This window comes from Pseudomonas pohangensis (assembly GCF_900105995.1).
Taxonomy (GTDB): domain Bacteria; phylum Pseudomonadota; class Gammaproteobacteria; order Pseudomonadales; family Pseudomonadaceae; genus Aquipseudomonas; species Aquipseudomonas pohangensis.
The window spans coordinates 617650-638958 of the sequence record NZ_LT629785.1; the positions used below are offsets into that span (position 1 = coordinate 617650).

17 protein-coding genes are annotated in these 21309 nt (G+C 62.9%); 13 read left to right on the plus strand and 4 right to left on the minus strand.

Annotation, left to right across the window (positions count from 1 at the left end; all coding sequences use genetic code 11):
• Positions 1 to 53 precede the first annotated feature (53 nt).
• From BLT89_RS02985 to BLT89_RS03000, 4 genes are all read left to right on the plus strand, one after another.
• The gene (locus BLT89_RS02985; protein ID WP_090193025.1) at positions 54 to 1166 is read left to right on the plus strand and encodes a serine hydrolase domain-containing protein; all 1113 of its coding nucleotides are present in this window, start codon (positions 54 to 56) and stop codon (positions 1164 to 1166) included.
• Positions 1163 to 1498, plus strand: a complete 336-nt coding sequence (locus BLT89_RS02990; RefSeq protein ID WP_090193026.1) for an amidase — start codon at positions 1163 to 1165, stop codon at positions 1496 to 1498. Before BLT89_RS02985 ends, BLT89_RS02990 begins: the two co-directional genes overlap by 4 nt.
• A gap of 96 nt (positions 1499 to 1594) precedes the next feature.
• Complete coding sequence (locus BLT89_RS02995) at positions 1595 to 2170, plus strand: YceI family protein (RefSeq protein ID WP_090193027.1); 576 nt, start codon at positions 1595 to 1597, stop codon at positions 2168 to 2170.
• Entirely contained in the window at positions 2167 to 3321 is a 1155-nt protein-coding gene (locus tag BLT89_RS03000; RefSeq protein WP_090193028.1) for a phospholipase D-like domain-containing protein, read from the plus strand. Before BLT89_RS02995 ends, BLT89_RS03000 begins: the two co-directional genes overlap by 4 nt.
• Positions 3322 to 3359: 38 nt before the next feature.
• On the opposite strand, the gene BLT89_RS03005 is transcribed toward BLT89_RS03000, so the two are convergent.
• From BLT89_RS03005 to BLT89_RS03015, 3 genes are read right to left on the minus strand one after another with little or no spacing between them, the layout of a single operon-like run.
• Positions 3360 to 4238 (minus strand): metal-dependent hydrolase, encoded by an 879-nt coding sequence (locus BLT89_RS03005; RefSeq protein WP_157718773.1) that lies wholly within the window; start codon positions 4236 to 4238, stop codon positions 3360 to 3362.
• Between the two features lie 56 nt (positions 4239 to 4294).
• A complete protein-coding gene (locus BLT89_RS03010) occupies positions 4295 to 5128 on the minus strand; it encodes an SDR family NAD(P)-dependent oxidoreductase (RefSeq protein WP_090193030.1) in 834 nt (277 codons plus the stop codon).
• A 30-nt stretch (positions 5129 to 5158) separates the two neighbouring features.
• Positions 5159 to 6691: a flavin-containing monooxygenase gene (locus tag BLT89_RS03015; RefSeq protein ID WP_090193031.1), complete on the minus strand. Its 1533-nt coding sequence runs from the start codon at positions 6689 to 6691 to the stop codon at positions 5159 to 5161.
• A gap of 147 nt (positions 6692 to 6838) precedes the next feature.
• Between BLT89_RS03015 and BLT89_RS03020 the strand changes: the two genes are divergently transcribed.
• Both BLT89_RS03020 and BLT89_RS03025 read left to right on the plus strand, forming a co-directional pair.
• Entirely contained in the window at positions 6839 to 8098 is a 1260-nt protein-coding gene (locus tag BLT89_RS03020; protein WP_197673531.1) for a PucR family transcriptional regulator, read from the plus strand.
• A 161-nt stretch (positions 8099 to 8259) separates the two neighbouring features.
• A complete protein-coding gene (locus BLT89_RS03025; RefSeq protein WP_090193032.1) occupies positions 8260 to 8640 on the plus strand; it encodes a rhodanese-like domain-containing protein in 381 nt (126 codons plus the stop codon).
• Positions 8641 to 8684: 44 nt separating this feature from the next.
• Here BLT89_RS03025 and BLT89_RS03030 read toward each other — a convergent pair whose 3' ends face one another.
• The gene (locus BLT89_RS03030) at positions 8685 to 9800 is read right to left on the minus strand and encodes an alpha/beta hydrolase (protein WP_090193033.1); all 1116 of its coding nucleotides are present in this window, start codon (positions 9798 to 9800) and stop codon (positions 8685 to 8687) included.
• A gap of 143 nt (positions 9801 to 9943) precedes the next feature.
• Here BLT89_RS03030 and BLT89_RS03035 point away from each other — a divergent pair, with 143 nt between their 5' ends.
• From BLT89_RS03035 to BLT89_RS03065, 7 genes are all read left to right on the plus strand, one after another.
• Positions 9944 to 11161 (plus strand): CmpA/NrtA family ABC transporter substrate-binding protein, encoded by a 1218-nt coding sequence (locus BLT89_RS03035; RefSeq protein WP_090193034.1) that lies wholly within the window; start codon positions 9944 to 9946, stop codon positions 11159 to 11161.
• Positions 11162 to 11163: 2 nt separating this feature from the next.
• Entirely contained in the window at positions 11164 to 11742 is a 579-nt protein-coding gene (locus BLT89_RS03040) for an ANTAR domain-containing response regulator (RefSeq protein WP_090198643.1), read from the plus strand.
• Between the two features lie 468 nt (positions 11743 to 12210).
• On the plus strand, positions 12211 to 13422 hold the full coding sequence (locus tag BLT89_RS03045; RefSeq protein WP_090193035.1) for a nitrate/nitrite transporter: 1212 nt from the start codon (positions 12211 to 12213) through the stop codon (positions 13420 to 13422).
• A 122-nt stretch (positions 13423 to 13544) separates the two neighbouring features.
• Positions 13545 to 15215, plus strand: coding sequence for a bifunctional protein-serine/threonine kinase/phosphatase (locus BLT89_RS03050; RefSeq protein ID WP_090193036.1), 1671 nt, complete (start codon positions 13545 to 13547; stop codon positions 15213 to 15215).
• Between the two features lie 405 nt (positions 15216 to 15620).
• Positions 15621 to 18071, plus strand: coding sequence for a nitrite reductase large subunit NirB (nirB, locus tag BLT89_RS03055; RefSeq protein WP_090193037.1), 2451 nt, complete (start codon positions 15621 to 15623; stop codon positions 18069 to 18071).
• Positions 18072 to 18154: 83 nt separating this feature from the next.
• Positions 18155 to 18481, plus strand: coding sequence for a nitrite reductase small subunit NirD (gene nirD, locus BLT89_RS03060; protein WP_090193038.1), 327 nt, complete (start codon positions 18155 to 18157; stop codon positions 18479 to 18481).
• 111 nt (positions 18482 to 18592) lie between these two features.
• The gene (locus BLT89_RS03065; protein WP_090193039.1) at positions 18593 to 21301 is read left to right on the plus strand and encodes a nitrate reductase; all 2709 of its coding nucleotides are present in this window, start codon (positions 18593 to 18595) and stop codon (positions 21299 to 21301) included.
• Positions 21302 to 21309 lie beyond the last annotated feature (8 nt).

Consider the following 21309-nt stretch of genomic DNA (forward strand, 5'->3'; position numbering starts at 1 on the left):
GCACAAATCTGCCGTGCTAGGCTGCGTTCCTTCTATCTGACCGAGCTATCGCAATGTCCAACCACCGCCTTCGCCATTTGTCACTGGCCGCCGGGCTTTGCCTGCTGGCGCCGTTGCTGCAGGCTGAATCCTGGCCCGCCGCTGACTGGGAGCGCGCTGCAACGCCTGCCAGCGCAGCACTCGAGGCCTTCGAGGCCTACAGTTTTCCTGCCCGTGATGACCTAAATCCGACCGGCGTGCGTACCGATGCGGTGGTGGTGATTCGCGATGGCCAGCTGATCTATGAACGCTATGCCGGGCCAACGACAGTAAGCACACCGCACCTGACCTGGTCGGTAAGCAAAAGCCTGATCGGTGCGGTCATGGGCGTTGCCTACGGCGAAGGGCGCTTCAAGCTCAGTGACGCGGTGGCCGAACATTACCCGCCGTTTGCGGCACATCCGCAGACCAAGATGGGCCACCTGTTCAACTGGGCCTCCGGACTGGACTGGGAGGAAGGTTACGAGCTGGCGCCGCTGCGCTCCTCGGTGGTGGCGATGCTGTATACCCGTGGTCGTGATGACATGGGCGCCTTTACCGTCGCGCATAATCAGGAAGTGCCGCCGGGAACGCGCTTCCGCTATTCCAGCGGCGACAGCACGGTGATTGCGGCAACGCTGAAAAGCATGGTCGGTGAGAAGGCCTATGCCGACTATCCGTGGACCGCGCTGTTCGAGCCGCTGGGCATCACCTCCGCCGTCTGGGAAACCGATGGCAGCGGCACCTTTGTCGGTTCCTCCTATGCCTACATGACCGCGCGTGATCTGGCGCGGGTCGGCTTGCTGATGCAGCGCGACGGGCGTTGGGGCGACAGGCAGTTGCTGCCCAAGGCCTGGGTCGATTTCAGCCTGACGCCATTTGCCGATTTCAAGCCCGGCGGCCCTGGCGAGGAAGTCCCCGGTGGCCAGTGGTGGCTGAACCTGGCCTTCGAGGGCGCGCCCAAGCCGTGGCCGGATGTGCCGCCCACCGCCTTTGCCGCGCTGGGTCACTGGGGGCAGAGCCTGTACGTGCTGCCGGAACAGAAGCTGGTGATCGTGCGCTATGCCGATGACCGCGATCAGAGCTATCAGCACAACGAATTCCTCAAGCTGGCCCAGGCCGCTTTTGCCGGTGAGGTACAACCATGATCAAGCGCCATCCGATTCTTGCCGTGCTGGTACTGGCCTTGCTGGTGCTGCTCGGGCTGGGCTGGCAGAACCGTGTCCATCTGGCTGCGTTCCCCGATATCATCAGCGCCTACACCGCCAAGGAGTACTGCTCCTGTCGCTATGTGATGGATAACCCGGCCGATTACTGCGTTAGCTATTCGAAGCAGTTCATTCCCCTGAGCGGTTTTTTCGATGACGTGCAGCACAAGCATGTCACCGCCAGCGGTCTGGGCCGCAGCAACACGGCTGCCTGGCTGGGGCCAAGGCTGGGTTGCCGGCTGCTGGACCAGGCGGATGCCTTGCCGCAATAGCCTGCGGGTAAGCGGCAAGGGCGCGCGTTTGTCACTCACATTTGCGCCAGCTGCTTGCCGGGCGCTATTCCCGACATGGTTTTGAAGAAGTCATCTATGCACAGAGTCTTTGCCTTTCTCCTTGCGCTGCTTGCCGTCCAGCCGGCCTGGGCCGACTGGCGGGTGGACGCCGAGTCTTCGCGGGTTTCCTTCATTGCCAGCAAAGATGCGCAGCAAACCGATGTCGGCCGCTTCTTCGGTCTGCTTGGCGATGTCGACCCGGCAGGCCATGTGCGCCTGCAGATAGAAATCGACTCGCTGCGCACCGGCTCGCTGCTGCAGGACCAGCGTCTGCGCAAGGAGCTGTTTGCAAGCCGCCGTTTTCCCTATGCCGAGGTGCATGCCCGGCTTGAGCTGCAGCCGATCAGCAAGCTGGCCCCCGGCGCGCAGATGGAGCTGAGCGTACCGGCAACCCTCACGCTGCTTGGCAAGGAAAAAGTGTTGAACACCGAGCTGCTGATCACCCGGCTGGATGACCACCGTTTTCAGGTCGTCACCCTCAGCCCGGTAGTGCTGGATGTGACGGACTTCGGTCTGGGTCCGGTAGTCGACAGCCTGCGCCGCAGCGTCGGGCTGCAGAGTGTCAGCCAGGCGGTGCCAGTCACTGCCGTGCTGATTCTTACCGAGCGCTGATGGCCGAGGTCTTTGCCTGGCGCAGCGGCAACCAGTTCGAGTTGCTGATTGACGGAGCGGTATTTTTTCCGCGCATGCTGCAGGCCATCGATCAGGCGCGCAGCTGTATCGACCTGGAACTGTATCTGGTCAGCAGCGGCGCCTGTGCCACGGCCCTGCTCGATCGGCTGGTAGCTGCGGCGGCACGGGGGGTGGCGGTACGCTGCCTGCTGGATGACTTCGGCTGCCAGGGCTTGAATCGTGCCGACCGGCAACGGCTGATCCGCGCGGGGGTCAGTCTGCGCTGGTACAACCCGCTGAGCTGGCGCCACGGCGTGCGCAACCTGTATCGCAATCATCGCAAACTGTTGCTGGTCGATGGCTGCCTGGGCTATGTCGGTGGTGCCGGTGCCACCGATGCCTTCTGGCGGCCCGGCCAGGCGCAGAGTGACTGGCACGAAGTCATGGTCGAGCAGCGCGGCCCGCTGCTGGCTGACTGGCAGGCGCTGTTCGATATCCAGTGGCAGGCCACCGATGCGGCGAAGGCCTGGCAGGCACCTGCGCCGGCCAGTTTGCAGCAATTGCCGGCGCTACCCCATATGGGCAACGGCTGGGGTCGGGTGGCTTATGCCAGTGCCCGCGAGCATCGCGACATCCTGCACTCGCTGCTGCACTCGTTGCAGGGCAGCCGGCAACGCATCTGGCTGGCCACACCGTATTTCCTGCCGACCTGGAAAGTCCGCCGCGCCCTGCGCAAGGCCGCCTCGCGCGGGCTGGATGTGCGCCTGCTGCTGACCAGCCGGCACACCGACAATCAGCCGGTGCGCTACGCCGGGCAACGTTTCTACCCGGCGCTGTTGCGTGCCGGCGTGCGCATCTTCGAGTTCCAGGCGCGCTTCAGCCATCTGAAGATGGTACTGGTGGATGACTGGGTCAGCCTCGGCTCGTGCAATTTCGATCACTGGAACCTGCACTTCAATCTGGACGCCAATCTGGAGGCAGTGGATGCGCCCTTGAGTCAGGCGGTCGAGGCCAGCTTCCTTGCCGACTTCGCCACCAGCGCGGAAACCACCCTGCAGCAGTGGCGGGCATTGCCCTGGTCCGAGCGTCTGCAACAGCGCCTCTGGGGCTGGCTGGATGGTCTGGTGATCCGCTTTCTCAGACGGCGCTGAGGCTCGTTCCCCGGGCAGCGCTTTGTGCGTGGCCGGACTCAGTGCGCAGCGGCGACCAGTGCCGCGCAGGCCTGGCCAGGGTCGCCAGTGCGTTCCCAGGCCTGGATCCAGTCCGGATAGTTGTGCACGACCGGAATGTCATCGGGGTGAAAGTCCGGCTTCATATAGGCGAGAATCTGCTTGCTGAACGAGCCGAATACGCCGTTGCGGCCGTACATCCAGCCAAGATGGCTGAGCAGCAGGCGCTTGCGCTGCAGCCAGCCGAAGCCGTCGGCCTGCAGCAGCATGTCGGTGCTGCGATAGGTCTCGAAGGAGATGTCCAGGGTGGCGTAGATCATCGCTGCGCAGCGCTTGAAATAGCCCACCCGGGCCACGGTGGTCATGACGTTGAACACCACCGATTTGTGTTCCATCTCTTCAATGGCGTGCCAGGCGAACAGCGCCTTCATGCGCGGGTCGGCGCCCTGCATGACTGCCTTGCGGGCGAAGAAGCCTTCGGCGAGCAGGGCGGTGAAATGTTCGAAAGCCGCGGTCAGGGCCAGGTTGAATTCCGGCGAGAAATGCTTGAGCCAGAAGCTGTTGCGCTTCTTCTGCATGGCCAGCATTTTATCCACCGGCAAGCCCTGCTCTTTCAGCAGGTTGTTGAAACGGGTATGGGCGATGCCGTGCTGGGCTTCCTGGCGGGTGAAATCCCTGACGTGTTTGCTCAGGACAGGATCGCTGATGCGTTCGCGGTAATGTCGCACGCAGGTGATGAAATAACGCTCGCCATCGGGAAAATACAGCTGCATGGCGTCCATCATGCGGGTCTTGTAAGGATCGTTTTCCCACCAGTAGCGCGGGATGCTGCTGTCCAGCTTGAAGTCGATGTTCTCGCGCGGCTGAACCCGGTCCGGGTTGCTGATTCGGTTGTGCATGATCTGCTCCATCACTATCGCTGTGGCGTTGTCAGTCTGGCTGAGGCGGGCGCGGCTCAGGGCGCCTTGCGCCAGACCCTGGCATAGACCTTCGGATCCAGCAGTTTCCTGAACTGGGCATACAGCAGGCGGTTGCGCTTCTCCAGTGAAATGCCCCAGGACATCAGCCAGAGCGGCAGTGCCTGATGGCCGGTGACCAGGCGTTGCTTGCCGGAACGGATGCACTGGATGACTTCACGCACCACATCGGCGGGGTCGGTCTTGAGGAACTTGCGGGTGAATTCCTCGCCGTTCGGCGCGCCCTTGGCGATGTTGGTATTGATGCCGCCCGGATGGATCAGATGCACCGACAGCGGGCTTTCCTGCAACTCCACCATCAGCGATTCGGTAAAGCCGCGCACGGCGAACTTGGAGGCGCAGTAGTCCGAGGTGTTGGGTGTGCCGACCAGGCCGAACACGCTCGATACATTGACTATGGCCCCCTCGCCATTGTCCAGCAGTTGCGGCAGGAAGGCGCGGGTGCCGTAGACCACACCGAAGAAGTTGATCTGCAGGGTGCGCTCGTAACTCTGGTCGTCCATCGCCCACACCGGCTGACCGCCACCGCCTACTCCGGCGTTGTTGATGATCACGTGGGCATTGCCCAGTTTGGCCTTCACTTCGCTGGCGAAGCTATTCATCGCGTTCTTGTCGCCGACATCGAAGGCCTTGCTGAGCACGCGTTTGGCCGGCGTGCCCTTGAGCAGTGCAACGGTCTCCTGCAGCCCGCTGGCATCGAAGTCATTCAGTGCCAGTTTGCTGCCCAGTCTGGCGAACTCCAGCGCATAGGCACGGCCCATGCCGGAACCGGCGCCGGTGATCACGATGGTTTTGTTGTTGAAATCTTTCATTATTGTTTTTTCCGTCGGGGTGTCTTGGGTTTACACAGGTGCAGGGCTGGCTGTGCTGGTCGGGTCGGGCTGATGGGATGCGCTCTGGCCTGCCGCCGAAAACTTCAGGCAGGGATCTTCTACCGGGCCGGAGCGCATCAGGCGGATGTCGTCGAGATAATTCATCGACATCAACCACGGCGCCTGCGGCCCCTGACGCGGCAGCATGTCGATCGCCCGCTGTACATAGCCGGCGCCGAAATCCAGCAGCGGGCGGGTGGGCATGTCGGCGGCGGGCAGTTGCGGGCAGCAGACGCTGTGGTCGTGCTGGTCCATGTAGGCCAGCAGACGGCAGAAGTGCTCGCACAGCAGGCCGATCTTGAGGGTCCATGACGAGTTGGTGTAGCCCACGGCAAAGGCGAAGTTGGGTATGCCGTCGAGCATCATTCCCTTGAACGCCACCTTGTGCGACATGTCTATGGCTGCGCCGTCCAGGGTAATCCGGATGCCGCCAAACAGCTGCAGGTTCAGCCCGGTGGCGGTGATGATGATGTCTGCCTGCAGCTCGCGTCCCGAGCGCAGGGTTACGCCTTTGGCAGTGAAGCTTTTGATGTGATCGGTGACGATCGAGGCCGTGCCCGCTGTAATTGCCTTGAACAGGTCGCCATCGGGTACGGCACACAGACGCTGCTCCCAGGGGTTGTAGGGCGGATTGAAATGTTCATCCACCGGGTAACCCTCGGGCAGGGCCTTCCTGTTGAAGTGGCGGATCAGGCGTCGGGCAAGCTTGGGGTATTTCTGGCAGAGCAGCCAGATACCGCGCGAGATCAGCACGTTCTTGCGGCGGGTCAGCGCATAGGCGCGCTCGGTAGAAAACAGCCTGCGCAGCAAACGCGCGAGCGGATCCTCGGAAGGCATGCTCAGCACATAGCTGGGGGTGCGTTGCAGCATGGTCACATGCGCGGCCTGCTCTGCCAGCGCCGGTACCAGCGTCACGGCCGTGGCCCCGCTGCCGATGACCAGCACGCGCTTGCCGCGATAATCGAGGTTTTCCGGCCAGTGCTGGGGATGGACCAGTTGTCCCTGGTATTGCTCGATACCGGCAAAGTGCGGGGTGAAGCCTTCGTCGTAACGGTAGTAGCCGGCGGCCGAGAACAGCCAGTTGCAGGTCATGCTCAGGCGTTCGCCACTGTCCGTGCGCTCGACCTCGACGCTCCAGCGCGCCTCGACACTCGACCAGTTGGCACTGAGTACCCGGTGGCGGAAACGGATCTGCTGGTCGATAGCATATTCCTGCGCGGTTTCCTGCAGATAGGCAAGGATCGAGTCGGCATCGGCGATGGCCTTCGGGTTGAGCCAGGGTTTGAACTCATAACCGAAGGTATACAGATCCGAGTCGGAGCGGATGCCCGGGTAGCGAAACAGATCCCAGGTCCCGCCAATCGCCTCGCGGCCTTCGAGAATGGCGTAGGTTTTTCCCGGCTGATCCCTTTGCAGATAGTAGGCGGCGCCGATGCCGGACAGGCCCGCGCCGATGATCAGTACATCGACGTGCTCTGCGGGTGGACGTATGTGGACTGACAACGGCGGCTCCTTTGCATCTGTGGTGAGTCAGGATGTCGCACCAGTGTTGTTGACAAGGCATTCTGCAGACAAGGGTTAAAAAGCACCTGATTCAATTAATATTGATACAAAATGCACCAGTATGTTCGATTAACGGGGTAAGCAACCATGAGCCTGAGCTATCCGCACCTGCCGTCTGACAAGTGGCCTGTGGTCTCTGCGCGGGTGCGCGAGCTGCTGCGGCAGGGCGCGAATCACGTCCTCAATGCGCCGGCGGAGTGGCTGGAAGAAATCGACCTGGCCAGTCTTTCGCCGCAGAGCATGAAGTCGCTTGCCGATGATCCGGTGCTCATGGCTGCTTCGCGGCGGGCCACCCGCTCCAGCCTGATCCACTGGGCGGCGGCCAATATCGAGAACCCGGGTGCGCCGGTTGCGTCCTACATCCCCGGTGACATGTTCAGTAACGCCCGGGAGCTGATGCGCCGGGGGGAAACCGAGTTGCTGTTCAATGCGTCACGGGCGGCGCAGGGCACTGCCTGGCAGCAGTGGATGCTCATCGCTTTCGAGCTCACCTCTGATCCCGTCGAACTGCGGGAGTTGCTGACGGTCTCTGCGCGTTCGATCGGCACTTTTATCGAAGGCAACATGGAAGTGCTTGCGCAGTTCATCCAGAGCGAACGGGAGGAGCGCATGCGTGGCACCCATGTTGAACGTCGCGAACTGGTCACCGCGATTGTCGAAGGCTCCCTGGTAAATACCCAGCTCGCCAGCCAGCAGCTGGGTTACAGCCTGGAGCAGAGCCACCATGCCGCGGTGATCTGGAGTGAAGAGGCGGAGACCCAGCTGGGCACGCTGGAGCTGGCTGCCGCTGCCCTGATTCGCTGCGCCGGCAGCCGGCATACCCTGAGCGTGATAGCCAATGCGGCAACACTGTGGGTATGGACCAGCGCGGAACAGGACATCGATCTGCAGCAACTGCAAATGGCCATCAAGGGTCTGCCGGGTGTACGCCTGGCCATAGGCTCGACGGGGCAGGGCGGCGAAGGCTTCCGCCGTGCCCATCTTGATGCGCTGACCACGCAACGGGTGCTCGGCAGGCTGCAGTCCAGTGCCCGCGTGGTCAGTTTCGACATGGTCAGACTGGTGGCACTGCTGACCCGTGATCGCAAGGCCTCCCAGCAGTTTGTCACCCACACGCTGGGAAACCTGGCAACTGCCACGCCCTTGCTGCGCCGCACGCTGCTGACTTTTCTCAGCTGTGGTTGCAATGCCACCCAGGCTGCCGAACAGCTGCACACCCATCGCAATACCCTGCTGCGCCGTCTGGCGCGTGCCGAGGAGCTGTTGCCGCGGCCGCTGGAACACAACCGGATTCATGTCGCCGCCGCGCTGGAGGCGCTGAGCTGGACGGTGCAGGAGCAGAAATAACCCGGCCCGTTGCAGTATTTTCCAGCGGTATAACGAATAAAGCTGGCAGGCCTTTGGTTTAACATACCCAAGGGGGTATAGTTAAGAGAGGCGCTTTGCAGTTGCCGGAACACGTTTCAGGTGTCTGGCCTGAAGCCTTAGGGTAATTCGGGGGAGCAAATATGAAGAGTGCACACGACCTGGTGGCCGAGGCCAAACAACAGGTTCATGAAATTGCCGTTGCGGAGGCCGAGCCGGTAATTCGTGACGCCGATGTATTGATCGATGTGCGTGAAGTGGATGAGTTTCACGCGGGGCACATTCCGGGGGCAATCAACATTCCGCGGGGCATTCTGGAGTTCAAGCTGGGCAACACGCCGGAACTGACCGCCCGTGACCTGAAGCTGGTGCTGTACTGCAAGAACAGCGGGCGTTCGGCGCTGGCGGCCTGTTCGCTGCAACAGATGGGCTATCTGCAGGTGCAATCGATCGCTGGCGGGTTTGAGGCCTGGTGCGAAGCCGGCAAACCGCAGGTCAAGCCGGAGTTGCCGTCTTTCGATTAAACCGGCCGGTCACGGCGGTGGCGGCCTGAGGGAAATTGCCTGCGTCAGGTCGAGCGCTCAGGGTCGGGCCGGTTGCCACCACGGGTGCGGGCAAAGGCCACCAGCGTATTCAGGGCGCCGGCGATTTCCAGCAACATTTCCTGGGCCACGAAACCGGTGCCGGTGGCGTTGATCAGACCGTGGGTATGGCCGGAGAAGCGCCGCAACACCGTGGGCACACCGGCTTGGCGCAGTCTGGCAGCATAGGCTTCGCCTTCGTCGCGCAGCGGGTCGAAGCCCGATACCGCCACATAGGCCGGACACAGGCCGGCAAGATCCTCTGCCAGCAGCGGAGAAACCCGCGGATCCAGCGCCTCGTCGGCACTGCCCAGGTATTTGTCCTTGTACCAGTCCATCTGCGCCTCGGTGAGAAAGAAGCCGCTGCTGAACAGTTGGTAGGAAGGGTGTTTGCTCGACAGGTCGGTGACCGGCTGGAACAGCAGCTGGAACGCCGGACTGGCAGCAGATGCGTCGCTGCGCGCACGTTGCGCCGTCATCTGGCTGAGTACCGCAGCAATGTTGCCGCCCGCGCTTTCACCGGCAAGGCCAACCAGTGCCGGATCACAGCCAAACTGCGCAGCGTGCGCCACGGCATAGTCGAAGGCGCACAGGGAGTCTTCGATACCCACCGGAAAACGGTGTTCCGGCGCCAGCCGGTATTCAACCGAGAGGAAGCACACGCCGGTGCGATTGGCCAGATGGCGCAGCATCGAGTCACCCGATTGTAGATCGCCGAGTACCCAGCCGCCACCGTGGTAATAGACCACCAGCGCCGAGTCGGCTGTGGCCTGTGCCGGGCGATAGAGCCTGACGGGTATCGGACCATGGGGGCCGTCAATGCTGAAATTCTGGATCTCGGCCACGTGCGGAGTGTCACCGAAAATCCAGGCTTCGCGGGTCAGTTCGATGCGCCCGGCAGCGATCGGTTTGCTCTCGAAGGTTTCCGCTGCCAGCAGATTCAGCAGGCGCAACCCGAGCTGGGCAGTCGGGTGCAGTTCCTGCCCGTCAATGCGTATGGCTGCACCGCCGAGCTTGCGCTGCAGGCCCATTGGCAGGTTGCCGAGAAAGCGGAACAGGCTTCGGGCGATGCGGTCTGCCCGGGTGATGTGCGTCTGGGACATGGCGACTGTGCTCTGTCGGGTGCGGGTAGGCCGAGATTAAATAATGCCTGCTCGGGTGTATATCTATTGTTCAGGCAAGCGCTGCTGGCACAGCGCTTGCTAAACCTGTGGTAACGACTATTCCGTTGCCACAACGAAAACCCATGAATCAACAGCACGCAGCGCCGCGTAACAATGCCCTGGATTGGGTCGATGGTTCCGATGCGCCGGAAAAGAGCAGCCTGAATATCGGCTTTATGGCGTTGAGTGACAGCGCATCGCTGATCGTCGCGGCTACCCAGGAATTCGCCCAGCCCTATGGCCTGCGCCTGCAGTTGCGCCGGCAGTCGTCGTGGTCCGCGCTGAGCGAGCGCCTGCACAGTGGCGAGCTGGATGCGGCGCAGGGGCTGTATGGTCTGGTTTACGCCATGCAGCTGGGGCTGGCCGGTTTGCCGCAGCTGCCGATGGCAGTGCTCATGGGGCTGGCGCAGAACGGCCAGAGCATCAATCTGTCGACCCGTCTGCAACTGGCCGGCGTGAACAATAGTGAGGCGCTGGTGCGGCATGTGCGCCAGGCTGGTGCACGGCTGACACTGGCGCATACCTTTCCCGGCGGCACCCATGCCCTGTGGCTGTATTACTGGCTGGCCAGCCTGGGCATCCACCCGCTGCGTGATGTCGACACCCTGGTGGTGCCGCCGGCACAGATGGTCGCGCACCTGCAGGCCGGGCGTATCGATGGCTTCTGCGCCGGCGAGCCGTGGGGCGCACAGGCGGTGGCGCAACGCCAGGGCTTTACCCTGTGCACCAGCCAGCAGCTGTGGCCGGACCACCCGGAAAAGGTACTGGCGTGCACCCGCGAGTTTGTCGAAAACTGCCCCAATGCAGCGCGCGCGCTGGTCATGGCGGTGCTCGAGGCCAGCCGCTTTCTGGATGCCAACGAGGAAAACCGGCGTGCCGCAAGTTGTCTGCTGAGTGCCGATGCCTTTCTGGCGGCGCCGCTGACGGCTATCCAGCCGCGCTTTCTCGGTGCCTACGAAGACGGCAATGGCCATGCCTGGCGCGATCCCCATGCGCTGCGCTTTTTTGCCGAAGGGGCGGTGAACATGCCGTACCTGTCCGATGGCATGTGGTTTCTCACCCAGTTCCGCCGCTGGGGCCTGCTGCGCGAGGAGCCGGATTATCTCGGGCTGGCCCGTGCCGTGCAGCAGACCGCCCTGTATGGCGAGGCGGCCAGCCAGCTCGGTGTTGCCGTGCCGGCCGGCATGCGCAGCAGCACGCTGTTCGACGGCAGCTGCTGGGACGGGCAGGATCCGGCCGCCTATGCGCGCAGTTTTGCGCTGCATGCAATGACAGATGCCCGTCCGCTGGCGAGATGCTGAACATGCGCATTCTGCTGATTGACGATACCGCACAGAAACTCGGCCGCCTGAAAACCGCCCTGAGCGAGGCGGGCTTCGAGGTGATCGAGGAGTCCGGTCTGGTCATCGACCTGCCCAAGCGCGTCGAGGTGCTGTGCCCGGATGTGATCCTGATCGACAGCGAGTCACCGGGGCGCGACGTGCTGGCCCAGGTGGTCCAGGTCAGCCGTGACCAGCCGCGGCCGATTGTGCTGTTCACCGACGAGCAGGACCCCGGCGTGATGCGTCAGGCGATCCGCTCCGGGGTCAGTGCCTATATCGTCGCCGGGATTCAGGCCGCGCGCCTGCAACCGATTCTCGACGTGGCTTTGGCGCGCTTCGAGAGCGACCAGGCACTGCGTGCGCAGTTGCACGAACGCGAGGCGCAACTGGCCGAGCGCAAGCGCATCGAGCTGGCCAAGGGCCTGCTGATGAAGATGAAAGGCTGCAACGAAGAAGAGGCCTACACCCTGATGCGGCGGCAGGCCATGAGCCGTCAGCAGAAGCTGATCCAGGTCGCCGAGCAGATCATTGCCATGCAGGACATGCTGGGCGCCAACTGACCTGGCCCGAATTACGTGTGAAAGCTCGGCAAAGCGTCGCTCCTGCATAAGAGTGACCTGTTTGCAGAGCGAATCCACAAGCCGGTTGTAACTATGCCTCGTGTGCGCACTATTGGCGCGCAGTTGCACCAGTTCAGTTCCGTCAGGTCGCCTCGGCCAGGCAGAGACAACACACCAATCCATGAGCGCCTCGCTCGCTCCCACGTTCCTGCGTGGCAGCGCAAAGCCACTGTTTACGGACTGCGCGGCACTTCTCGGCCCCCACAGAACGTACAAATTAAAATGTTGGCCCGCTCTTTGCTCTGTCCATATACGTGGCAGCCAAAGGCGGTTGTCCGACTTCGGCAAAGGCGTCGCATTCGATCATCCCGACAGGGCTGTATTGAAGCGGCGCCTTTTTATTTGCTTTCCGCCAGCGCAGTGACGCAGCGGGTGAGCAGTTCTGCAGCGTTACCCTTGAGGTGTCATATGAATACAAGTTTCTGGAAGTCCGGGCACACACCGACGTTGTTTGCTGCCTTTCTCTATTTCGACCTGAGCTTCATGGTCTGGTACCTGCTCGGCCCGTTGGGCGTGCAGATTGCCGCGGACCTGGATCTGACTACCCAGCAGCGCTCGATGATGGTCGCTACGCCGATCCTGGCCGGTGCGTTGCTGCGCTTCCTGATCGGCATGCTGGCCGATCGCACCTCGCCCAAGGCTGCCGGGTTGCTCGGTCAGGTAGTGGTGATTGCGGCACTGGCGGTGGCCTGGCTGCATGGCATTCACAGCTACGAGCAGGCGCTGTTGCTTGGCGTGTTCCTCGGTGTCGCCGGGGCCTCGTTTGCCGTGGCGCTGCCGCTGGCGTCGCAGTGGTATCCGCCACAGCACCAGGGCAAAGCCATGGGCATCGCCGGCGCAGGCAATTCGGGTACGGTATTTGCGGCGCTGTTTGCGCCGCTACTGGCGGTCGCTTTTGGCTGGAACAATGTGTTCGGTCTGGCACTGATTCCGCTGGTGCTGACGCTGATCATCTTCAGCTTTGCGGCGAAGAATGCGCCAAACCGTCCGGAACCCAAGGCCGTGGCCGATTATCTGAAAGCGCTGGCTGATCCGGACAGCTGGTGGTTCATGCTGTTTTACAGCGTGACCTTTGGCGGTTTCCTGGGCCTGGCCAGCACCTTGCCCGGCTACTTCCATGACCAGTACGGCTTCGATCCGGTCAAGGCCGGTTACTACACCGCCGCCTGCGTGTTTGCCGGCAGCCTGATGCGCCCGCTCGGTGGCGCGCTGGCCGACCGTATCGGCGGTATCCGCGCGCTGCTGGTGATGTACACGGTGGCATCCTTGTGCATCCTGCTGGTGGGTTTCAATCTGTCCAGCTCGAGCGCCGCGCTCGGCTTGTTTGTGGTGGCCATGCTGTGCCTGGGTGCCGGTAATGGCTCGGTATTCCAGCTGGTGCCGCAGCGCTTTCACCGCGAAATCGGCGTGATGACCGGCTTGATCGGCATGGCCGGTGGCATCGGTGGTTTCTGCCTGACGGCCGGTCTGGGTGCGGTCAAGCAGTCCACCGGTGATTACCAGCTCGGTCTGTGGCTGTTTGCCAGTCTCGGTGTGCTGGCCTGGGTCGGTCTGTACAGCGTCAAGCGTCGCTGGCGCACCACCTGGGGTAGTGCCGCAATGACGGTTGCCCGGGTGTAATTTGAGCACTCCCTCTCCCGCTTGCGGGGGAGGGCCGGGGAAGGGGCTGCGTTGGTTAGTCCCCTCTCCCTAACCCTCTCCCCCAGGGGGCGAGGGGACAAAGAGAATAAGAGCGCAACTGCATGAGTCTGCAACTGAGCATCGCCGAAGCCACTGCCACCGGACCGCGTGCGGAGAATCAGGATGCGCTGCGGGTGGTCACGCCTGCGCCGGCGCTGGCCGCCAGCAAGGGCTTTCTGTGTGCGCTGGCCGATGGTGTCAGCCAGTGTGCCGATGGTGGTCTGGCGGCCCGCGCAACCTTGCAGGCGCTGGCGCTGGATTACTACGCGACGCCGGAAACCTGGGCGGTGGCGCAGGCGCTGGATCGCCTGTTGCTGGCACAGAACCGCTGGTTGCGTGCCCAGGGGGGTGGGCAGCCGCTGCTGACTACCCTCAGCGCGCTGGTGTTGCGCGGCCGGCGTTACACCCTGGCGCATGTCGGCGATTGCCGGGTCTATCGCTGGTGTGCCGGCAAGCTGGAAAAACTGACCACTGAGCATGTCTGGGAGCAGCCCGGCATGCAGCATGTACTTAGTCGTGCGCTGGGGCTGGACCAGCATCTGCTGATCGATTACAGCGAAGGCGAGCTGCAGCAGGGCGAGCAATTTCTGCTGCTCAGTGACGGTGTCTGGGCCTGTCTCGACGATGCCTACATCGCCGGCGTATTGCGTGACAGCAGCGAACCGGCGGAGGTGGTCAACACGCTGATCCAGGCCGCCCATCTGGCCGGCAGCCAGGACAATGCCAGCGCCTTGCTGGTACGCGTCGATGCGCTGCCGCAGAGCAATTTGGGCGATACCCTGGCACAACTGCGTGACTGGCCGCTGCCGCCGCGCTTGCGCAACGGGCAACAGTTCGAGGGCTGGCACGTGGTGGCTGTACGTGCGGAGTCGCGCCAGTCGCTGCTGTATCGCGTGCGGGATGCCCAGGGTCAGGCCTGGCTGCTCAAGACCCTGCCAGCCAGTCGCAGCACTGAAATGGCGGCAGGTCCGGCGCTGTTGCTGGAGGAGTGGTTTCTGCGCCGGGTCGCCGGCCGCTATTTTCCCGAGTTGCACCCGTTGCCGCAGCGTCAGCACCTGTATTACGTGCAGCGCGAGTACCCCGGGCAGACGCTGGCCGAGCAGTTTGCCGGGCACGGTCAACTGCCGCTGGCACAATGTCTGCAACTGGCAGCCAGCCTGTTGCGCGGCCTCGGCATGCTGCACCGGCGCAATATCCTGCACCGCGACATCAAGCCGGAGAACCTGCATCTGGGTAGCGACGGCGAATTGCGTCTGCTTGATTTCGGCCTGGCCTATTGCCCCGGCCTGTCCGAGGATCAGGCCCATCAACTGCCCGGCACGCCCAGTTATCTGGCCCCCGAAGCCTTTCAGGGTGCGGCACCGGATGCCAGGCAGGATCTGTATGCCGCCGGCGTCACCCTCTACTGGCTGCTCAGCGGGCATTACCCCTACGGCGAAATCGAGGCGTTCCAGCATCCGCGCTTTGGCCAGCCGACGCCGGTCAGCCGTTACCGGCCGGATGTGCCGTCCTGGCTGGAGCAGATGCTCGTCCGCGCCGTGGCGGTCAATCCGGCGCAGCGCTTCGAGACGGCCGAGGAGTGGTTATTGCAGCTGGAGCAGGGCGAGCGCCAGAGCGATGCACTCAAGCCGCGCCCGCTGCTGGAACGTGAGCCGCTGAAGCTCTGGCGTGGGCTGGCGCTGGCGTCCTTGTTGTTGAATCTGATCCTGCTGCTGTGTCTGTTGCGCGGATGAGCAGAGCGGCTGGCTGAAGATGCGCGGCCATAACCTTCTGTAGGAGCGGGCTTGCCTGCGATCCAGGCCACCAAAGCTTCGCGGGCAAGCCCGCTCCTGCAGGATAAGTAAGCTGCCAGTTTGCACCAAGCCTGTGCAGACAGCCTCAAACGGGTGCGCCTGCAGCGCGTTCAGTTGAGCGGTCCGGTGGGCAAAACAGCGATTTTCAAGGCGTTGCGGCGGGTTGGCACGGCAACTGCAATGTAACCGTCAGTAACAGGCCCGATGGCCACACACATAGTGCAGCAACTCTCAACGGCGAGGGTGCTGCAGCCCGGCATACGGGAACAGGACAAAGGCGTCCTCGCATATTCACTGCGGGACGCCTTTTTTATTTCCCGAAAATTGCTCACAGGGAGAACAAACATGAAGAAGCTCAAACTGGTACTGGTGGGTAATGGCATGGCCGGGGTGCGCACCCTGGAGGAGCTGCTCAAGCTGGCACCCGATCTCTACGAGATCACCGTGTTCGGCGCCGAGCCGCATCCCAACTACAACCGCATCCTGTTGTCGCCGGTACTGGCCGGTGAACAGACCTTCGAGGAGATCGTGCTCAACGACCTCGACTGGTACCAGGACAATCACATCGACCTGCGTCTGGGCCGCAAGGTGGTCAACATCGACCGCCGCCAGCGCCTGGTGATTGCCGATGACGGCAGCACGGCGGAATACGATCGCCTGCTGATTGCGACCGGCTCCAATCCGTTCATCCTGCCGATTCCGGGAAATAACCTGGAAGGGGTGATCGGCTACCGCGACATCGCCGACACCATCACCATGATGGAAACCGCCAAGACCCACAGCCATGCCGTAGTGATCGGCGGTGGTCTGCTCGGTCTGGAGGCGGCCAACGGCCTGCGCCAGCGCGGCATGGATGTGACCGTGGTGCACTTGTCCGACTGGCTGCTGGAGCGCCAGCTGGACAAGACTTCCGGCAAGCTGCTGCAGAGTGCGCTGGAAGCACGCGGCATCAAGTTCCGCCTGAACACGGTCACCGAAGAGTTGATGGACAACGGCGATGGCCGGGTCTGCGCGGCACAGTTCAAGGGTGGCGAAGTGATTGCTGCCGATCTGGTGGTAATGGCTGCCGGTATCCGGCCGAATACCGAATTGGCGGAGAAGTCCGGCATTCCCTGCAACCGCGGCATCCTGGTCAATGACACCCTGCAAACCTACGACCCGCGCATCTATGCCCTCGGCGAGTGTGCCAACCACCGCGGTACCGCCTACGGTCTGGTGGCGCCGTTGTTCGATCAGGCCAAGGTCTGCGCCAATCACCTGGCCCAGCTCGGTTTTGCCCGCTATCAGGGCTCGGTGACTTCGACCAAGCTCAAGGTCACCGGCATCGATCTGTTCTCTGCCGGCGACTTCATGGGCAGTGAGGGCACCGAAACCATCACCCTGTCCGACCCGATCGGCGGCGTGTACAAGAAGCTGGTGATCAAGGACGACATTCTGGTCGGCGGCTGCCTGTACGGCGACACGGCGGACGGCGGCTGGTATTTCCGCCAGATCAAGGAAGGCGCCAATATCGCGCAGATCCGCGATCACCTGATGTTCGGCGAAAGCGCCCTCGGCGACGTCGGTCACCAGGGCCAGAGCAGCGCGGCAAACATGCCCGACAGCATGGAAGTCTGCGGCTGCAACGGCGTGTGCAAGGGCACCATAGTCCGGGCCATTCAGGAGAACGGCCTGTTCTCGGTGGACGATGTCAAGAAGCACACCAAGGCGGCCAGTTCCTGCGGCTCCTGCGCCGGGCTGGTCGAGCAGATTCTGATCAGCACCGTCGGCGGCGCGGCCGATGTGAAGCCGAAAAGCGAAAAGGCCATCTGCGGCTGCAGCGATCTCAATCATGGGCAGATTCGCAAGGCGATCCGTGAAGAGCACCTGACCAGTCTCGGCGAAACCATGAACTATCTGAACTGGAGCAGCCCGAATGGCTGCGCCACCTGTCGTCCGGCACTGAACTACTACCTGATTTCCACCTGGCCGGGTGAGGCGAAAGATGATCCGCAGTCGCGGCTGATCAACGAGCGTGCCCACGCCAATATCCAGAAGGACGGCACCTACTCGGTGGTGCCGCGCATGTGGGGCGGGGTGACCAATCCTTCCGAGCTGCGGCGCATCGCCGATGTCGCCGACAAGTACCAGGTGCCGATGGTCAAGGTTACCGGCGGCCAGCGCATCGACCTGCTGGGGATCAAGAAGGAAGACCTGCCGGGCGTCTGGAAAGACCTCGACATGCCATCCGGGCATGCCTACGGCAAGTCCATCCGCACGGTGAAGACCTGTGTCGGTAGCGAGTTCTGCCGCTTTGGCACGCAGAACTCGACCCAGTTGGGTATCGATCTGGAGCACGATCTTTTCAACATGTGGTCACCGCACAAGGTCAAGCTGGCGGTCTCCGGTTGCCCGCGCAACTGCGCCGAGGCGGGGATCAAGGATGTCGGCATCATCGGCGTGGATTCCGGCTTCGAGATGTATATCGGCGGCAACGGCGGGATCAAGACCGAGGTGGCCGAGTTCTTCGTCAAGGTGAAGACCGCCGACGAAGTGCGTGAATACAACGCCGCCTTCCTGCAGCTGTACCGCGAGGAAGCCTTCTACCTGGAACGCACCGTGCATTACCTGCACCGGGTCGGCATGGATTACATCAAGCAGGCGGTGGTCGAGGATGCCGAACGGCGCAAGGCACTGGTAGCGAAACTGCAGTACGCGCTGTCGTTCGAGCAGGACCCGTGGAAGGAACGCATCGAAACGCCGCAGCTGAAAAAAGAGTTCGACAGCATCCCGCTGGTGCAACTGGAAAACGCCTGAACCACAGCCTCACCCCGGCCTCTCTCCGGCAAGCGAGAGAGGGCCGGGGTGAGGGAACAACATCCGCATTTGGAGAGACACCTATGAACTGGCTGGATATCTGCGCCCTGGAAGAGATCAACCCGCTCGGTTCGCGCATCGTCAGCGGGCCCAAGGGCGATATCGCGATCTTTCGCACCTCGACAGATGAAGTGTTCGCCCTCGACGACCGCTGCCCGCACAAGGGTGGCCCGCTGTCGCAAGGCCTGATCTACGGCAAGCGCGTGGCCTGCCCGTTGCACAACTGGCAGATCGAACTGGACAGCGGCGAAGCAGTAGCGCCGGACCAGGGTTGTGCCCATCGGCACCACGCAAAAGTGCAGAGTGGTCGCGTGTTGCTGGCGCTGAACCACGCCGAGCAGTGTGCATAGATTCGTGGCTTCGTAGGGTGGGCTTTAGCCCACCAATAGCAAAGTGTATTTCGTGGTGGGCTGAAGCCCACCCTACGCCCACCCACCGCCGATCCGGTCGGAGAGTTATCCATGACCACCCAGACCACTGCTTCAACCTGCTGCTACTGCGGCGTCGGCTGCGGCGTGCTGATCGAGCATGACGGCGAGCAGATTCTCGGCGTGCAGGGCGACCCCGAACACCCGGCGAATTTCGGCAAGCTGTGCAGCAAGGGTGCAACCCTGCATCTGACCGGCGATCTGGATGCCCGTGGTCTGTATCCCGAGTTGCGCCTGGGCAAGTCGCTGGCGCGCGGGCGTACCGACTGGGACAGCGCGCTGGACCATGCAGCCAGTGTGTTCGCGGAAACCATCCGCGAGCACGGCCCGGACAGTGTGGCGTTTTACATCTCCGGGCAGTTGCTTACCGAGGATTACTACGCCTTCAACAAGCTGGCCCGCGCGCTGGTCGGCACCAACAATATCGACAGCAATTCGCGGCTGTGCATGTCTTCGGCGGTGGTCGGTTACCAGCGCAGTCTGGGCGCCGATGCGCCGCCGTGCAGCTACGAGGATATCGAGCAGAGCGACTGCCTGCTGATCGTCGGCAGCAACATGGCCTATGCCCATCCGGTGCTGTTCCGGCGCCTGGAAGAAGCCAAGGCGCGACGCCCGCAGATGCAAGTCATAGTGGTGGATCCACGGCGTACCGATACCTGTGAACTGGCCGATATGCATCTGGCGATTCTGCCGGGCACCGATGTCGCGCTGTTCCACGGCATCCTGCACATCCTGTTGTGGGAAGGCTGGATTGACCGGCGCTATATCGATGCGCACACCGAAGGCTTCGACGCACTGAAAAATCTGGTCCGCGACTACACCCCGGGCATCGTTGCCGACACCTGCGGCATTTCGGTGGAGAGCCTGCAGGCCTGTGCCGGGCTGATTGGCAAGGCCCCCAGTTTTCTGTCGTTGTGGTGCATGGGCCTCAACCAGTCGACTTCCGGCAGCGCCAAGAACAGTGCGCTGATTAACCTGCATCTGGCCACCGGGCAGATCGGTCGCGTGGGTGCCGGGCCGTTCTCCCTGACCGGGCAGCCGAATGCCATGGGCGGTCGCGAGACCGGCAGCCTGAGCAACCTGCTGCCCGGCCATCGCGAGGCCGGCAATGCGCAGCATCGCGCCGAAGTGGCGCGCTACTGGCAGGTCGATGCCTTGCCGGAAACCCCCGGACTGACCGCGGTCGAGCTGTTCGATGCAGTGGCCGCGGGCAAGATCAAGGCGCTGTGGATTGCCTGTACCAACCCGGCGCAGTCGCTGCCGGATCAAAGCAAGGTGCATGCGGCGCTGACGGCCTGTCCGTTCGTGGTGGTGCAGGAAGCCTTTTTCACTACCGAAACCTGCGAATACGCCGACCTGCTGTTGCCCGCCGCCAGCTGGGGCGAAAAGGACGGTAGCGTGACCAACTCCGAGCGGCGCGTCAGCCATGTGCGCCGTGCGATAGCCGCGCCGGGTGAGGCGCGTGCCGACTGGTCGATTACCTGTGATTTTGCCCGCCGGCTTGAGCAACGCTTGCGTCCCGGCCTGCCCAGCCTGTTCGACTTCACCAGCTCCGAGGCGCTGTTCGAGGAATACAAGCAACTGACTGCCGGACGTGATCTGGATCTGTCCGGCCTGAGTCACGCGCTGCTGGATAGTCTGGGGCCGCAACAATGGCCATTCCCCAAGGGTGCCCGGCAGGGCACGGCGCGCCTGTATGCGGATGGGCAGTTTCCGACCGAGAGTGGCCGCGCCCGCTTTCTTGCAGAGGCCTATCGCGCGCCCCGGGAAAAACGTGAAGCGCGCTTCCCGTTGACGTTGAATACCGGTCGCCTGCGTGACCAGTGGCATGGCATGAGCCGTACCGGTACTGCCGCGCGCTTGTTCGGCCATGTCGAGGAAGCGGTGCTCGGTCTGCATCCGGATGAAATGCGCCGGCGGCGTCTGCTCAATGGCGAGCTGGTCAAACTGCGCAGCCGGCGCGGCAGCCTGATCGTGCCGGTACAGGCCGATGACAGTGTGCGCTCCGGTCAGGCCTGGTTGCCGATGCACTGGGGCAAGCGCTTTCTCAAGGGGCTGGGCGTCAATGTGCTGACCCAGCCGGCGTTCGACCCTTTGTCGAAACAGCCGGAGTTGAAGCAGGCCGGTGTCGAAGTGGAGCAGGTCGAGCTGCCCTGGCAGTTCTTCGCTCTGGTCGAGGGCGATATCCAGCAGCGCTTCACGGCCCTGCGCCCGTTGTTCGACGACTTTGCCTACGCCAGCCTGAGCCTGACCGGTCGTGAGCGGCCGGCGCTGCAGATTCGTGCGGCCAGCGCGGTGGCGCCGGAGGCCGAGTTGTTGGCCAGCATCGATGCCTTGCTGAATCTGACGGATGGCCCGGTGCTGGCCTACGACGATCCGCAGCGCACGGTGGGCAAGCGCGTGCGCATTGAAGACGGGCGCATCACGGCGCTGCGTCTGGCCGGCGAAACCGCCGCGCGTGACTGGCTGAAAAGCTTGTGGAGCAGCGGTCAGGCGGATGCCGATTTGCGCCGCTGGTTGCTCGCCCCGCTGTCAGCGCCACCCGGCAATGCCGGCCCGGCAGCGGGCAAGACCCTGTGCAACTGCCTGAACGTCAGCGAAAGCGCGGTGTGTGCCGGAATTTTGCAGGGGCTCGACCTCGATGGACTGAAACAGCAGCTCAAGTGCGGCACCAGTTGTGGTTCCTGTGTGCCGGAAATCCGCCGCTTGCTGGCCACCCAAGCAGTGGCGATCAGTGCATAAACGCCGGG